13 protein-coding genes are annotated in these 14,755 nt (G+C 46.2%); 12 read left to right on the forward strand and 1 reads right to left on the reverse strand.

The features are described 5' to 3' along the window. Nucleotides 1-21 precede the first annotated feature (21 nt). The 4 genes from MKY87_RS16665 (at nt 22) to MKY87_RS16680 (ending at nt 4,874) form a co-directional block, all read left to right on the forward strand. Nucleotides 22-921: an ABC transporter permease gene (locus tag MKY87_RS16665; protein WP_253429029.1), complete on the forward strand. Its 900-nt coding sequence runs from the start codon at nt 22-24 to the stop codon at nt 919-921. A 69-nt stretch (nt 922-990) separates the two neighbouring features. Next, a complete protein-coding gene (locus tag MKY87_RS16670; protein ID WP_091038632.1) occupies nt 991-1,863 on the forward strand; it encodes a carbohydrate ABC transporter permease in 873 nt (290 codons plus the stop codon). 49 nt (nt 1,864-1,912) lie between these two features. Beyond that, on the forward strand, nt 1,913-2,863 hold the full coding sequence (locus MKY87_RS16675; RefSeq protein ID WP_253429031.1) for a sugar phosphate isomerase/epimerase family protein: 951 nt from the start codon (nt 1,913-1,915) through the stop codon (nt 2,861-2,863). 253 nt (nt 2,864-3,116) lie between these two features. Continuing rightward, nucleotides 3,117-4,874, forward strand: a complete 1,758-nt coding sequence (locus MKY87_RS16680; RefSeq protein ID WP_340965437.1) for a hypothetical protein — start codon at nt 3,117-3,119, stop codon at nt 4,872-4,874. Between the two features lie 143 nt (nt 4,875-5,017). On the opposite strand, the gene MKY87_RS16685 is transcribed toward MKY87_RS16680, so the two are convergent. Next, nucleotides 5,018-5,473, reverse strand: a complete 456-nt coding sequence (locus MKY87_RS16685; RefSeq protein WP_340965439.1) for a hypothetical protein — start codon at nt 5,471-5,473, stop codon at nt 5,018-5,020. Nucleotides 5,474-5,787: 314 nt separating this feature from the next. Between MKY87_RS16685 and MKY87_RS16690 the strand changes: the two genes are divergently transcribed. The 8 genes from MKY87_RS16690 (at nt 5,788) to MKY87_RS16725 (ending at nt 14,668) form a co-directional block, all read left to right on the forward strand. Continuing rightward, complete coding sequence (locus MKY87_RS16690) at nt 5,788-7,521, forward strand: tetratricopeptide repeat protein (RefSeq protein WP_340965441.1); 1,734 nt, start codon at nt 5,788-5,790, stop codon at nt 7,519-7,521. 171 nt (nt 7,522-7,692) lie between these two features. Beyond that, on the forward strand, nt 7,693-8,652 hold the full coding sequence (trxB, locus tag MKY87_RS16695; RefSeq protein WP_124118319.1) for a thioredoxin-disulfide reductase: 960 nt from the start codon (nt 7,693-7,695) through the stop codon (nt 8,650-8,652). A 162-nt stretch (nt 8,653-8,814) separates the two neighbouring features. Then, nucleotides 8,815-9,846, forward strand: coding sequence for an AI-2E family transporter (locus MKY87_RS16700; protein ID WP_338594798.1), 1,032 nt, complete (start codon nt 8,815-8,817; stop codon nt 9,844-9,846). Between the two features lie 447 nt (nt 9,847-10,293). Continuing rightward, on the forward strand, nt 10,294-11,244 hold the full coding sequence (locus tag MKY87_RS16705) for an ROK family glucokinase (protein WP_062837749.1): 951 nt from the start codon (nt 10,294-10,296) through the stop codon (nt 11,242-11,244). Nucleotides 11,245-11,295: 51 nt separating this feature from the next. Beyond that, a complete protein-coding gene (rapZ, locus tag MKY87_RS16710) occupies nt 11,296-12,195 on the forward strand; it encodes an RNase adapter RapZ (protein WP_017691251.1) in 900 nt (299 codons plus the stop codon). 13 nt (nt 12,196-12,208) lie between these two features. Then, nucleotides 12,209-13,195, forward strand: coding sequence for a gluconeogenesis factor YvcK family protein (locus MKY87_RS16715; RefSeq protein WP_017691250.1), 987 nt, complete (start codon nt 12,209-12,211; stop codon nt 13,193-13,195). Nucleotides 13,196-13,201: 6 nt separating this feature from the next. Beyond that, nucleotides 13,202-14,140, forward strand: a complete 939-nt coding sequence (gene whiA / locus MKY87_RS16720) for a DNA-binding protein WhiA (RefSeq protein ID WP_253429043.1) — start codon at nt 13,202-13,204, stop codon at nt 14,138-14,140. Between the two features lie 258 nt (nt 14,141-14,398). After that, nucleotides 14,399-14,668, forward strand: coding sequence for an HPr family phosphocarrier protein (locus tag MKY87_RS16725; RefSeq protein WP_017691248.1), 270 nt, complete (start codon nt 14,399-14,401; stop codon nt 14,666-14,668). Nucleotides 14,669-14,755 lie beyond the last annotated feature (87 nt).

Genomic DNA, 14,755 nt, shown 5'->3' on the forward strand with positions numbered 1-14,755 from the left:
AGTTGATAGGAGGAAACCGACTTGACCACCACATACTTGAAGAGATATTGGCAATTGTACGCGCTAATTTCACTGCCTATTATCTACTTTTTAATCTTTCGTTATGGACCGATGTACGGTGTACAGATCGCCTTTAAGGACTTTAACTTGTTCCAGGGAATCAGTGGAAGTGAGTGGATCGGTTTTGATGCATTTCGTGAAGTGTTTGGAATGCGGGACTTCTACACCACATTGCGTAACACCTTTATGCTGAATTTTCTGGATTTGATCGTTTCATTTCCAGCTCCTATTATTTTGGCGATCATGCTCTATGAAGTTCGATTCAAATGGTTTAAAAAAATATCACAGACCATTCTGTACATTCCTCACTTTATCTCATGGGTAATCATCGGGGGAATTGTATACCAATTGTTCGGTAATCAATCCGGTATGGTTAACGGTGTACTGGAGAGTATGGGTTTAAATTCAATACCATTTTTGACAGAAAAAAATCCATGGCTTGTGACATACCTGTTCACAGGTGTCTGGCAAAGTGCAGGATGGGGAACCATTCTATATCTTGCTGCATTAACCGGCGTCAACAAGGAATTGTTCGAAGCAGCTGAAATTGATGGAGCATCGCGGCTGAAGAGAATCTGGCATATTACATTGCCAAGCATTAAACCAACCATTGTGACCCTGCTCATTCTTAATCTTGGACATATGGTCAGCATCGGTTTTGATCGGCCTTATATCATTGGTAATACGGCTGTGCGTGAATATTCCGATGTACTCAGTACCTTTGTATACAGAGTTGGTCTTGAATCAGGACAATACACGCTGGCAACTGTCGTCGGATTGTTCCAGGCAGTAGTAGGACTTGTATTCGTACTAGGCTCCAACTATATTTCGAAGAAAACAACCGGTGAAGGTATTTTGTAGGTTGTGATGAACGGAAGAGGCACCAATCGGCTTGTTTGTATAGACCATCAGTAAAGGAGCTGTGCGCATATGAGTGAACGCACCTCAAACCGGATTTTTGATATCGTTAATATCTCCTTTATCACCTTGTTTGTTATATTCTGTCTGGCTCCATTTCTGCACACGATTGCGATATCATTCAGCTCTAACCGTGCGATTACGTCAGGTGAAGTAACCATATTCCCTAAAGAATTCAATTGGGATGCGTATATTCAGGTGTTCTCTGATCAGTCGATGATCTATTCACTGGGATACACAACGGTTCTGACAATTGCTACTACTGTCTTGTGCATGATGTTCACACTGGCAGCTGCATACCCGTTAACCAAGAAAAAATTGAAAGGGCGCAAGCTCTTCATGTATGTCATCATCATTACGATGTTCTTCAGTGGCGGGATCATCCCTGAGTACTTGCTCATTCGTGACCTGAACTTGCTTAATTCAGTGTGGGCACTGATTCTGCCTGGACTGGTCAGTCCGTTTAACCTGATTATCCTGATCTCATTCTTCAGAGGTATTCCTGAAAGTCTAGAAGAATCAGCAGAAATTGACGGCAGCTCACATGTACACACGTTATTTAAAATCATACTGCCATTATCCATGCCAGTACTGGCTACATTAGCTCTTTTCTATGCGGTTGGACGCTGGAATGGGTTCCAGGATTCCCTGATGTATATTAACGATCCGAAGTTGTACCCGCTTCAACTGAAGTTATTCCAAATGGTACAGAACAATATGGTCAGCGAGCTTACTCAGATGGAGGGTGCTAACCGTACGCCATTGACTCCCGAGAGTCTCAAGGCCGCGACCGTTATTTTCGCAACCGTTCCGATTCTGCTCGTCTATCCGTGGCTGCAAAAGTATTTTGTCAGCGGTGCGATGCTTGGCGCGGTAAAAGGTTGAGTTAAGGCTGGTGTAAAAAGTTTAGCCAGAGGGAGGAGAAGGAAAACAGATGCAGCACATAGATAAGGGGATATATTCGTTCTCCACATGCTGGAATATCCGAAAACATGATGTCGGGGAAGATATGATTCGTGAGATTGCAGATCTCGGCTTTCGCCGGGTGGAACTCAATTATAATGTGACGAAGGAGATGCTCACGACGATTGAGCCCATGATTGAGCGTGGAGAGATCGGAATTTCTAGTGTCCACAATACCTTTCCACATGACCCTGATCCCGATTATGGTACAGATTCCATTTTGCTCGGCTTCGAAGATGAAGTGAAACGTAAGCGGGCGATCGAATTGCTAGTAGAATCGGCTGAATATGCCCAGCGTTATGGGGGAGAAGCTGTTGTTGTGCACCCCGGAGAGGTACCTTTCCCAGAGGATATCAGCAAAGATCTTGGAAAGATCTATAACGAGGAAGGCCCGGATTCACCGAAGTATCGCAGCAAATGGGCGGAATTGATGGAGCGGCGGCAAGCTCTCAGTTCAGGGTATGTGGAGAAAATTATCGCCAGTCTGGATGAAGTATGCAATCGGGCGGCAGCTAAAGGTCTGGATGTTCGTTTTGGCATTGAGACGAGATCCAGACCACAACAGATTCCTACCCTTGCCGAAGCCAAGACCATTATTACGGCCCTCAAAGGGGCACCGGTTGGTATCTGGTACGATACGGGTCATGCCATCATGATGGACCGAATGGGCCTTTATGACAGTGTGGGGGAAATGCAGGGGCTGATGGATGATATCGTAGGGGTGCATATTCATGAGACCCTCGGTCTCTCTGATCACTGGTGCCCGTATGTTCACAGTAAGGATATGAACTTCTATGATGCCTATCTGCCGATGATCCGCCGGGCACAAGTGAAGGTGTATGAGTTGAAGTCTGCCTGTAAGGCAGAAGAGATTCACGAGAGTCATGACTTGCTTATGAAGAAGCTTGGAGTGACAGAGTAGGCGCGGTGATGGGGGAAACAGTTGGCGTGTTCACAGCGTGTGTTCAACGACTGTTTCCTCAGTGACAAAGACCCGTAAATATGAAGTAAACAAGCACGTATTTTCTAGCGACTTTTGTCGGTATATGGTATATACTGACGAGAAAAATGAACTCACCTACGGGCGGTATGAGTATGCTTCTGTACTGAATTGAAGGTGCTGAAGCAACATAGTCCGCACATCGGGAGAATGCATTGGTATGGAGGGACTGCACATGTACAAACAACTGGTGGAGAGTAATGACAGAGCGGTAGAAAGAGGCATATCCCGGCAGATGCTTGACCCTGAAAGCCGTTATTATGGAGGCACCATCGATCCCTATACAGGTGTTGCCTGGGTCAACCACACAACTGGCACGCCCACGGATATGTGTTACTGGGGAGCTGCGCTCTCCAATCCGGACTCCATCTATTATCGGGATGAGGCGTTGTTAGATCGACTGCTGATAGCTACGGAATATGTACTCCGCTTCCAGCATGAAGATGGTTCAATATCTCCGGGTTGGACTAATTACCACTCCCCTCCAGACACTGCATTTGTCGTTGTGGGATATTCACAGTTGTATCAGCTACTTCAGCAACAGGAATGGGAACCATTGCAACCTGTACTAACCAACATGAGGCTGTTTCTGGAACGCACGATTCCAACCATGCTTACAGGAGGCTGTCATACGCCTAATCATCGCTGGGTGCTATGCGCGGCGCTCGGTTTCTTGCATGAAATTTTTGGTGTGGAGGAAGCTGTGCAGCGCGCAGAGCAGTGGCTGGCGGAAGGCATGGATATTACACCCGATGGGGAGTGGACCGAACGGAGCAACGGAATCTATAATGCGGTAAGCGACATTATGCTCATTCATGCGGCACGTCTGCTCAAGCGCCCAGAGTTGCTGGAGCCGGTGCGTCTAAATCTTCGTATGATGGTGTATCTGGTGCATCCCACGGGTGAGATTGTGACAGATTATTCTGGTCGGCAGGATCTGGGAAGCATTCACGACTTGTCGTCGTATTATCTACCATATGCGATCTTGGCGAAGATAGATGGTGACTCCATTTTTGCGGGCATGGCAACATGGGCAGATAGTACATTAACGGACCCGGGCGTATGCTCGGTCAACGCTCTTGTTAGATTGTTGCTGGAACCTGATCTTCAACAAACCAGTGGTACGAAGAATTCGCTCCCGGAAAATTACGAGTTGATGCTGAATGAACACTTTGTACGCGAGCAATATCTGGGGCAGATGGGTTCGACTGGACATCATGGACGAATCTCTCACAGTCGGATGCACACGGACTTTGGTGCTCCTGTGGCCCGAATCCGTGAGGGTGAGACAAGCGTAACTGTCATGACAGAAGTTCCACCTTTCTTTGCACTCCGACACGGTAAGGTACGTCTGCTTGCTGTGCAACTGGCTTCTTATTTTAATCCAGGATATATACCCATGCAAAACATGACGAAGCTGCCCGAGGGATATCATCTGACGGGTGAACAGAAGAAAGGGTACTACGGTCCGATTCCTACGGAACTCCTGCCGGAATCTGCTGCATCAACAATAAGTCCGTGGTATTTGTTACCCCATCAGAGTCGTCAACTTACTCATGAGCAGACATTGCGCGTAGGGGCAGAAGTTCTGCATACGGAAAATGGCTGGACGATGCATCTCACAGGGAATGAACCGGAGGATACGATGATGCAATTGTCCTTTGTGTTTGGAAGCGAAGGTGAGCTGACCTGTGAGGACGCGATGGAAACGAGTGAGGGTCACTATCTGTGGAAAAGCGGTACATTACGCTATACCTGCGGAGAAGACTGGCTGGAGATCACCGGGGGCGAACTCGGGCATCTGGCGGCAACGGTACGGGAGGCAAAATTACCGGACAAATGTAAGGTTGTGCTGGTCAATTTCATGACACCGTTTGATAAAACCATTCATATTTCACTTTCGCCTTCGATGGCGTTGAATATTGAGTCATAACTTTAGAAGACCGAGCCTGCGGGCTTGGTTTTCTTTTTTACGAATGATTACGGCGAAGATTTCACTACATCCCCAATGATGTGCTCAATCCATGCAACTTAATGGATTTTGATATTTCAGGATACGTCTCATACTGTGAACTATCATTTCAGTTGCTCCAACGCAGTTTCGATTGGTTTAGTGAACAGAGGATTATCTTTGGTATTGCTCCAGTAGACGATAAGAACATTTCCTTTCTCATATAGAAAAGGGAACGTTGTGAAATGGGCACTTTCCATGTGTTTATTGAATTCTTTGGTCCCGCTAATGCGAGCCTTTTCAGAATTGAAAATATAGAAATGTAAAAATTCAGGGTTATACGGATCTTCTTCTTTCACTGGCAATTCAACGGCGTACACCTCAGGCACAACAACATTTAATTTCAAAGGATACCCGGTTATACCAAAGGACACTAAATTCAAGTTTTGAGACTCCAGCGCTGTTACTACTTCATCAAGTGTAAAATGATTTTCATCATTTTTTATATCTTCTGAACATCCATTCAAAGCAAACAAGCAGATTAAGATGAATATAAGTGGTTTTATTTTCGAAATCATCAATATAACATCTCCTTAAAATAATAATGATGTGCCTTCATTCTTATGATTACACACGACATCCCGTAACTGACAGGATTAGACTAATGCAATACTGCAAAGAGATCCTGTGGCAAGTGGTGTCGGAATCTCTAGGCAAAAAAGGGTATCCTTTTAATAAACAACGCTCCAAGGTGATATGTTTCCTACAAAATGGAATATCACTTTCTTTTGCATTTTTTTCATAAACGACATGAAACTACATATTGAGAAGTGGGCCTTAAGATGTGGTATACTGGAGAGTATGAATGAAATGCAAAGAGGAGGTGCCTTGGAAGATGAAGGGCAAGCTAGTGCGGGCTGAGGGACACCTTGCCAATATTATACCGATTCACTTGGATGCTTCTTTCTTTTTTGAAAGAGCTGTCCGCTCGCTGGACCGTAATCATGTTGACAAGGCATTAAAATATTTTCGCAAAGCTGTTGAATACGAACCGGAAAATCCGGTAAATCATTGTAATATGGCGGGTATATTATCGGAGAAGGGGGATTACGAAGCCTCCAATGCCATTCTGGCTAACGTGCTGGAAGTGGTAGATCCGTCGATGACGGAATGTTATTTCTATATGGCGAACAATTATGCAAATATGGATCGGTTTGAGGAAGCCGAGCAAGCACTTGTTACCTATCTGGAGGAGGACACCCAGGGTCAGTTCATGACGGAGGCCGAAGAGATGATGGAGCTTCTGTACTATGAGCTGGATCGTCCGACCAAACTGAATCGAATTAAATCACGCAAAGGTGTAGTGGAGCACGATCAGGCACGGGAACTATTGGAAGAAGGGAAATTTGCACAGGCTGCTGAATTGCTCGAAGGCATGTCTTCTGATTATCCTGATTACTTGGCTGCCCGTAACAATCTGGCACTCGCCTACTATTATATGGGTCTGTTTTCCAAAGCAAAAGAGACCATTGCCGAAGTGCTTGAACAGGAACCAGGTAATCTGCATGCACTCTGTAATCTGGCTATTTTCCATCAAAATGAGAACCGGGCTGATCAAGTGCTGCTTCTGATCAAAAAATTGCGGGTCATCGTGCCGTTCCAGCACGAACAAGTCTACAAACTGGCGACAACAATGGGAATTCTGGGCCAACACGATACGGCTTATGTTCACTTCCGGCGTTTGCTCAAGGATGAAGAGACAGCTGCTGATCCGGCACTTGCTCATTATGCAGCAGTGGCGGCTTATAATACAGAACGTTATGATGCTGCTGAGCGTTTATGGCATCATGTATCCAAGCTTGATCCGGGTTCCGAAGTATCTCGGTACTATCTGTCAGGTCTTGAAGCTGTAAGACAAGGCGAGCAAGAGCCAGAGAAGCTAAGTTATCACTATCATCTGCCATTTGACGAGCAATTCAGACAGTGGGAAAACTATGGTAACGGCATTCCTGAAGAAATGAAGAATGATCCATTAATTCGTTCATCGTTCTTCTGGGCATTGCGGCATGGTGATCGGGCAACCAAGCTACAGGTTATTCATGCGCTTGGAATGATCGGTGATTATGAGGTGCAGCAGGCTCTGCAATCCTTTATTGAAGAGCCGGGAGAAGAACAGGATCTGCTTGAGGCAGCACAAGCTGTACTGAGCGGATTGAAATCCGCTGAACATGAGGATCAGAATACTGAGGTGGTTCGACCCTTTTCTCCTGTTGCCTTGAAGTCCATTGGGAAGATTCAATCCACATCAGAACAATCGGACACTGGCTCGACCTCCCATTGGCAGGCTGTTGTTGATCGTGCATTACAGATGTCTGAAGCAAAGGCTGAGTTGCAGCAAGAGATGGAACGGCTCTGGACGGATTATGTATCCCGGGTACATCCGGAGGTTCCGGGCACGAAGCAGATTGAGGGTTGGGCTGCGGGACTTGAATATTTGGCAGCGAAGAATCACAGTCGTCCCGTTACCTATCAAAGTATTGCTGAGCGGTATGGGATATCGGCATCAACGGTTAGCAAGTATGCTAAACAGATTCATTCGGTGTGTAACAGCAATCCACCACTTGTATAGAAAGTTGGCCCTCACTCGTTTTCAGAAAGACATCATGAGGTGAAGGATACAACAACCGGGAAAACGGGTAAACTTAACGAATGGGCCTCGTAAATGCCTGTAGGATATCATCTTGGCAAGTTCATCGCTAGTACAACACATTCTCACCTTAATTAAGGAGGCTGTATCTATATGTCTAAATACAGAACGATTGTGATCGGAACGGGACCTGCGGGTCTGACAGCAGCGATATATCTGGCTCGTGCTAATCTGAAACCACTGGTTATCGAAGGTCTTCAGCCGGGTGGTCAATTGACAACGACAACGGAAGTTGAGAATTTCCCCGGTTTCCCGCAAGGTATCATGGGTCCTGAACTGATGGATAACATGCGTAAGCAAGCTGAACGTTTTGGAGCGGAATTCAAAAACGGTTGGGTGGAAGAAGTGGATTTTAGCAAACCGCCCTTCAAGGTCAAAGTTGGAGGAATCGGTGAACTGGAAGCTGAATCGATCATTATCTCCACAGGTGCATCCGCTCGTTATCTCGGTATTCCGGGTGAACAGGAAAATGTGGGACGTGGTGTAAGTACATGCGCGACATGTGACGGCTTCTTCTTCCGCGGCAAAAAGATCGTGGTTGTGGGCGGTGGTGACTCCGCCATGGAGGAAGCGAGCTTCCTGACTCGTTTTGCAACAGACGTCACATTGGTTCACCGTCGGGATGAATTGCGTGCATCCAAGATTATGCAGGATCGGGCTCGCAGCAATGAGAAGGTGAAGTGGGCGCTGAACCGTACTCCTCTCGAGGTCGTACCTGAAGCTATGGGTGTCAAAGGCCTGAAGGTACGCAACAACGAGACGGGGCAGGAAGAGTTGCTTGAAGCAGATGGCGTATTCGTTGCCATTGGTCACACACCAAATACCGGATTTTTGGGTAATGCGATCACACTGGACGAACATGGCTATGTTGTGGTTAAACCAGGAACGACGGAGACCAATATACCGGGTGTATTTGCCTGTGGTGATGTTCAGGATACGAAGTATCGTCAAGCTATTACGGCTGCAGGATCCGGTTGTATGGCCGCGATGGATTGTGAGAAGTTCCTTGAAGGAAGCATTGTCCATGATTGGAGCGAAACGTTGGATAAATAAGCATGACATGCGTGAGGTTAGGCATATGCTAGGAATAAGAGACAACGGGAAGTCTCATGTAATGAGAGAAGCCGGAAGGCTTCTCTTTTTTTGAAACTACAGTGGGCATGAGTTCGTATACATATGGGGCATATTAGCTGTGAGGTGAAGATTTTGGGGGAAATGATAAAAGATTGGCTACAGAATGCGACAGTGAGACGATTTTTGATCCTGCTCTTGTTCTGTTTAGTTTTGTTCAGTATGGGGAGTATGCTGCACATGATTCTGCTGTTGTTCCTGGTGACGTATGTCATGAACAGGTTACAGCATTTCATTACAGGTGGTTTGAATCGGTTGTTTCCGATCAATTATAAAGTTGTGGTCATCCTGCTCTATATGATTGTTATCGCAGTAATTGTACTTGGCATTTCCAGATATTCACCGCGGATCGTGGATCAGGTCGTTCAGTTAACGAACGAGATTATGAAATTTCTGGATAGTGCAGACGGTGATAATTTTGCATCCAAAATTGCGGGTTATCTTCAATCCTTCGATATTAAAAATTACACCAATGATGCATTGAAATATATTTTCGCTTTGAGCAAATGGCTGGAGTTTATTCTGCTCGTCATCATTCTGAGTCTGTTCTTCTTGTTGCAGAAGCAGGAGATATCCAAGTTCACGTCCAAGTTCAAAACAAGTAAAATTGGATGGTTCTATAATGAAGTGGCTTATCTGGGAGACAAATTCGTGTCTTCTTTCGGTAAAGTCATTGAGGCACAGCTTCTGATTGCGGTGTTTAATACGGTGCTGACGATACTTGGCTTATGGATTCTGGGCTTCCCGTATCTGTTCGCTCTGACCATTCTGGTGTTCATGCTCAGTCTGGTTCCCGTTGCGGGGGTTATCATCTCACTTGTACCGCTCTGTCTGATCGGGTATCAGATGGGTGGACTGAAATTAAGCATTATTGTGATCATCATGATTATTGTTATTCATGCCTTGGAGACGTATTTCCTGAATCCAAAACTGATGGCACATAAGACCAAATTGCCGATGTTCTACACCTTTATCGTACTGATTCTGTCGCAACACTTCCTGGGGATCTGGGGGCTGATCATTGGTATTCCGATTTTCGTCTTCCTGCTTGATATTCTGGATGTGAATAAGATGGAGAAGACAGAAGAGCCGGTACGTGTGGAATCGAAGTTGTGACGTATAGCTGAAGAATGGCTGAGTTCAATCAAATTGAACAACTTCAGATATTTGTGAAAAGTAAGGTGCCTTCCAACCATGGAAGGCGCTTTTTTGTTGGCAATACCGTCAATAGATCGCTTTCTGCATGGGAATGACAGGTGAGCGGGTGCATAAGACGAGTCACCGTTATGAGGGGACGATGATCATCTTTTATGAATGGAACGAGTGAAGATGCAATATCATGAGTTGAGGCTTCCTCTGTTATGGAGGAAGGAATGAAGCGTGCGTTTATAAATGAAGGTAATAAGATTGTATACGTATTCATAAATGCTATGTGATGTGGTTCACAACCCTGTCAAAGCATGATGTATCCGAGGTCTTATCGTCTTGACCCAGGCGTATCCTTCAATTATAGTTGGTACGTAGGACTTAAACTATTTTAGATAGATAAAGGTGGCTTGCAGCATGTCTGAGAAAATCTACGTTGGGGTCGATCTCGGCGGAACAGCAATCAAAGTCGGTATATGCGATGAACAAGGTCAGCTAATGCATACGTATGAAGGACCGACTGAAGTGGATAAGGGCGTAGACACGGTCATCGCCAACATCGAGAAGTATGTCCGACATATCGTAGCCGAATCACCTTACAGTTGGGAACAGCTTGAGGGTGTAGGCGCTGGAGTGGCCGGTTTCACGAATGTACGCGAGGGAATTATCGTTCATGCCCCTAACATCGGATTTCGGAATGTGGCCATTCGTTCGATTCTGGAAGAACGTCTGGGCAAGCCAATCAAAATAGATAACGATGCAAACGTGGCTGCACTGGGTGAAGTATGGGCAGGTGCCGGCAAAGGCGTAGACAATTGCGTATGTTATACGCTCGGTACTGGCGTTGGCGGAGGCTTGATCTTGAATGGGAACATCTATCAAGGCTTCTCGGGTATGGCGGGAGAGCTGGGTCATATTAGTGTTGTACCTGATCTGGAGGCCATCAAGTGCGGCTGTGGTAAAATGGGGTGTGTAGAAACTGTATCTTCTGCAACGGGTATTATTCGTATGGCGAAGGATGCGGTAGAACGCGGTGATCATACGTCACTGGCACTCGTCGACAAGATTGCAGCCAAAGAAGTATTCGATGCTGCCAAGGCAGGCGATGAAGTGGCACAGCGTATTGTAAACCGTGCGGCCTTTTACCTGGGCAAGTCCATGGCTACTGTAGCAGCTGTCATTAACCCGGAGATGTTCATCATTGGTGGCGGCGTATCCAAAGCCGGCAATTTCTTGTTTGATGAAATACGTACCGTATTTGCTAAGCTGACACCGGAACCACTGCAAGAAGGGGTTCAGATTCTGGAAGCTACACTTGGTAATAATGCAGGTATTGTGGGTGCGGCAGGTCTTCTCTTGCGTTCCTAGTAACCTCGTAACAATATATGAAGACAGCAATATGATAAGGAGGGGACATTTATGCTTGAAGGTGAAGGCTCACCAGGCACAGGCGCCACGCTCATTATCATTACGGGCATGTCCGGGGCAGGTAAAACCATTGCAGTACAAAGCCTGGAGGATCTGGGTTTCTTCTGTGTGGATAATCTGCCACCGGTATTGATTCCAAAATTTGCGGAACTAATTGAACAGTCAAACGGCAAGATTGGTAAGGTTGCATTGGTTATCGATCTGCGCGGGCGTGAATTCTTTACGGCTCTGTCCGAGTCTTTGAACTATATTAAAGATCATTTTACCATTCATTGCGAAATTTTATTCCTGGATGCTACAGATTCTGTACTTGTTCAGCGTTACAAAGAAAGCAGGCGCAGACATCCTCTGGCTCCTGAGGGCATGCCGCTGGACGGCATCCGACTGGAACGCAAGATGTTGGAGGAACTCAAAAACTCCGCTACTCAGGTACTGAATACAAGTACAATGAAGCCTGCCCAACTGAAAGAACGCATCATTTCCCGCTTCTCTCATCTGGAAAGCCAAATGCTGTCAGTGAATATTACGTCGTTCGGATTTAAATATGGCATTCCAATTGATGCTGATCTGGTGTTTGATGTACGTTTTTTACCGAATCCGCATTATATTGATCATTTACGACCGAATACGGGACAGAATAGTGATGTGTACGAATATGTTATGAAGTGGCCAGAGACACAGGCGTTTCTGACCAAGCTGCTGGATATGCTGCATTTCCTGATTCCGCAATACCGGAAGGAAGGCAAAAGCCAGGTTATTATTGGAATCGGCTGTACCGGAGGCAAGCATCGTTCGGTAGCAATATCGGAATATTTGGGCAAGATGTTGGGAAGCAGCGAGACAGAAGCTGTCACCGTGAGCCATCGCGACGCTGACCGGGACCGTCATTGAAGAGGGTGAAGGGATGAAAGAGGCCGGACCACGAAGAGAACGTCCGAGAATAGTTGTAATGGGCGGCGGAACCGGATTATCCGTGATGTTACGCGGTTTGAAAGAGAAGCCGCTGGATATCACGGCCATCGTCACGGTAGCAGATGACGGTGGAAGTTCAGGCATCCTGCGCAATGAGCTACAGATGCCGCCTCCGGGCGACATTCGCAACGTGCTTACGGCACTGGCTGATGTAGAACCATTGCTTTCAGATATGTTGAAGTACCGTTTCAATACAGGCGCGGGGCTTGCAGGCCACAGCTTGGGAAATTTGATTTTGGCTGCAATGACGGATATTTCGGGCGACTTTGTGACCGCAGTGCGGGAGCTTAGCCGCGTGTTTGCCGTTCGAGGTGAGGTATTGCCAGCAGCTGGGCAGGCCGTTGTGTTGCATGCCGAGATGGAAGATGGCACAATTATTACAGGTGAATCCAAAATCCCCGAGGCAGGCGGACGCATCAAACGTGTTTTCCTTGAACCGGATCACGTGGAGCCGTTGCCAGAGGCGGTAGAGGCTATTCGTCAAGCTGACGCCATTCTGATCGGGCCAGGCAGCCTATATACAAGCATCCTTCCCAATCTGCTTGTACCTAAGCTTGCAGAAGCTGTGGTAGAGGCTGATGCGGTGAAGATGTTTATCTGTAATGTTATGACACAGCCGGGAGAAACGGATAACTATACGGTAAGTGACCACCTTAAGGCGGTACACGAGCATATAGGTCATCAGCTCTTCGACTATGTTATCGTAAATAATGGGGATATTCCGCTGCAAGTGCAGAATAAGTATGCGGAAAAAGGAGCAAAACCGGTTGTACTGGATATGAATGTACTCGAAAGTGCCGGCTATCAGGTGGTTGCAGATACTCTTGTTCTGTTCAAGACTTATCTGCGTCATGATGCCGACAAGTTAAGTCATCACATCTACCAGCTGGTACAAAATTGGATGTTACGGAAGAGGTGAAGTCCCATGTCGTTTGCAGCACAGACCAAAAAAGAGTTAACCATGATCGAGAGCGAACCGTGCTGCGAAAAGGCGGAACTTTCAGCCCTCATCCGTATGCTTGGTGCAGTGCAGTTATCGAATAAAAAAGTAATCTTGGATATTTCGACGGAGAATGCCGCCATTGCAAGACGGGCATACTCTCTGCTTAAAAAGCATTTTCAAGTGCATACGGAATTACTGGTCCGCAAAAAAATGCGGCTGAAAAAGAACAATGTATATATTGTTCGTATTCCAACTATGGTACAGGAGATTCTCAAGAGTCTTCATATTGTATCGGAAGGTTTTCTGTTTACGCCAGGAATTAATACGGAGCTGTTTCAGCAGAACTGTTGTAAACGGGCCTATCTTCGCGGTGCATTTCTGGCCGGTGGATCGGTTAATAATCCGGAAGGTTCCTCGTACCATCTGGAGATTGCGTCCATGTATGAGGAGCATTGTCAGGCGCTGGTTGATCTGGCCAATGAATTTCATCTGAATGCCCGGTGTATAGAACGGAAAAAAGGATTCATCCTATACATTAAGGAAGGCGAGAAAATCATTGAGCTGCTCAGCATCATTGGTGCTCATCAGGCCTTGTTCAAGTTTGAAGATGTACGGATTATGCGAGACATGCGTAACTCCGTTAACCGGATTGTCAATTGTGAGACTGCCAACCTGAATAAAACAATTGGAGCGGCGGTAAGACAAATCGATAATATCCGTTTGTTGCAAAAAGAAGTTGGTCTGGAGTCACTGCCTGAGAAACTTCGCGAGGTGGCGGAGGTTCGACTGGCTCATCCAGATATCAATTTGAAGGAAGTGGGCGAACTCCTTAAGGGTACTGTTAGCAAGTCGGGAGTAAACCATCGGCTTCGTAAAATTGATGAGCTGGCTGAGAAAGTGCGCACAGAACGTTATGGTTAAGACGTCGTAGGGTAAAGTAACAAGGTCGGCTGTTTCTGCTGAACAGAAACGGTCGGGAAAGTTATACCCGTTAAGGATCTGGGAGACTTCACTTAGGTCATTGGATGCGCTCTGCAAAAGATGAAATAGGGCAAGATAATGTCCTTCAAAGCACCCTGAGTTTTTTCTTCTAGTGTCCTGCACGGGTTAATGGTATAATGTTGTATAAATATAATTGTGTATTTAATGTCCAGATTTCATAATAGGGGGTAAGTTTCCATGACAAAGCACCCGGTAGTTGTCCGTTTGAAAACGGGTCTCCATGCCAGACCTGCGGCACTGTTCGTTCAAGAAGCGAATAAGTACTCGTCTGAAGTGTTCGTCGAGAAGGACGACAAAAAAGTTAATGCAAAAAGTATTATGGGGATCATGAGCCTTGCGATTAGCACAGGTACGGAAATCCAGATTAGTGCAGAAGGCGCGGATGCCGAACAGGCTGTAAACGCTTTAGTTAGTCTGGTAAGCAAGGAAGAGCTCGAAAACCAATAAGATATGATCAATCCAATGAAGAAGTCCCGAAAGGGGCTTTTTTGCGTTATTGAGGTATTTGCTATCGTCAAGTGCAACATTATGGAA

Origin of the sequence: Paenibacillus sp. FSL R7-0198, assembly GCF_038000415.1 — a bacterium.
GTDB lineage: Bacteria > Bacillota > Bacilli > Paenibacillales > Paenibacillaceae > Paenibacillus.

Bases quoted from the DNA above. Each gene is read 5' to 3' on its own strand.
- MKY87_RS16725 (WP_017691248.1), top strand. From the start codon at position 14,399: ATGACAAAGCACCCGGTAGTTGTCCGTTTGAAAACGGGTCTCCATGCC.
- rapZ (WP_017691251.1), top strand. From the start codon at position 11,296: ATGCTTGAAGGTGAAGGCTCACCAGGCACAGGCGCCACGCTCATTATC.
- MKY87_RS16700 (WP_338594798.1), top strand. From the start codon at position 8,815: ATGATAAAAGATTGGCTACAGAATGCGACAGTGAGACGATTTTTGATC.
- MKY87_RS16675 (WP_253429031.1), top strand. From the start codon at position 1,913: ATGCAGCACATAGATAAGGGGATATATTCGTTCTCCACATGCTGGAAT.
- MKY87_RS16680 (WP_340965437.1), top strand. From the start codon at position 3,117: ATGTACAAACAACTGGTGGAGAGTAATGACAGAGCGGTAGAAAGAGGC.
- whiA (WP_253429043.1), top strand. From the start codon at position 13,202: ATGTCGTTTGCAGCACAGACCAAAAAAGAGTTAACCATGATCGAGAGC.
- MKY87_RS16670 (WP_091038632.1), top strand. From the start codon at position 991: ATGAGTGAACGCACCTCAAACCGGATTTTTGATATCGTTAATATCTCC.
- MKY87_RS16705 (WP_062837749.1), top strand. From the start codon at position 10,294: ATGTCTGAGAAAATCTACGTTGGGGTCGATCTCGGCGGAACAGCAATC.
- MKY87_RS16690 (WP_340965441.1), top strand. From the start codon at position 5,788: ATGAAGGGCAAGCTAGTGCGGGCTGAGGGACACCTTGCCAATATTATA.
- MKY87_RS16715 (WP_017691250.1), top strand. From the start codon at position 12,209: ATGAAAGAGGCCGGACCACGAAGAGAACGTCCGAGAATAGTTGTAATG.
- trxB (WP_124118319.1), top strand. From the start codon at position 7,693: ATGTCTAAATACAGAACGATTGTGATCGGAACGGGACCTGCGGGTCTG.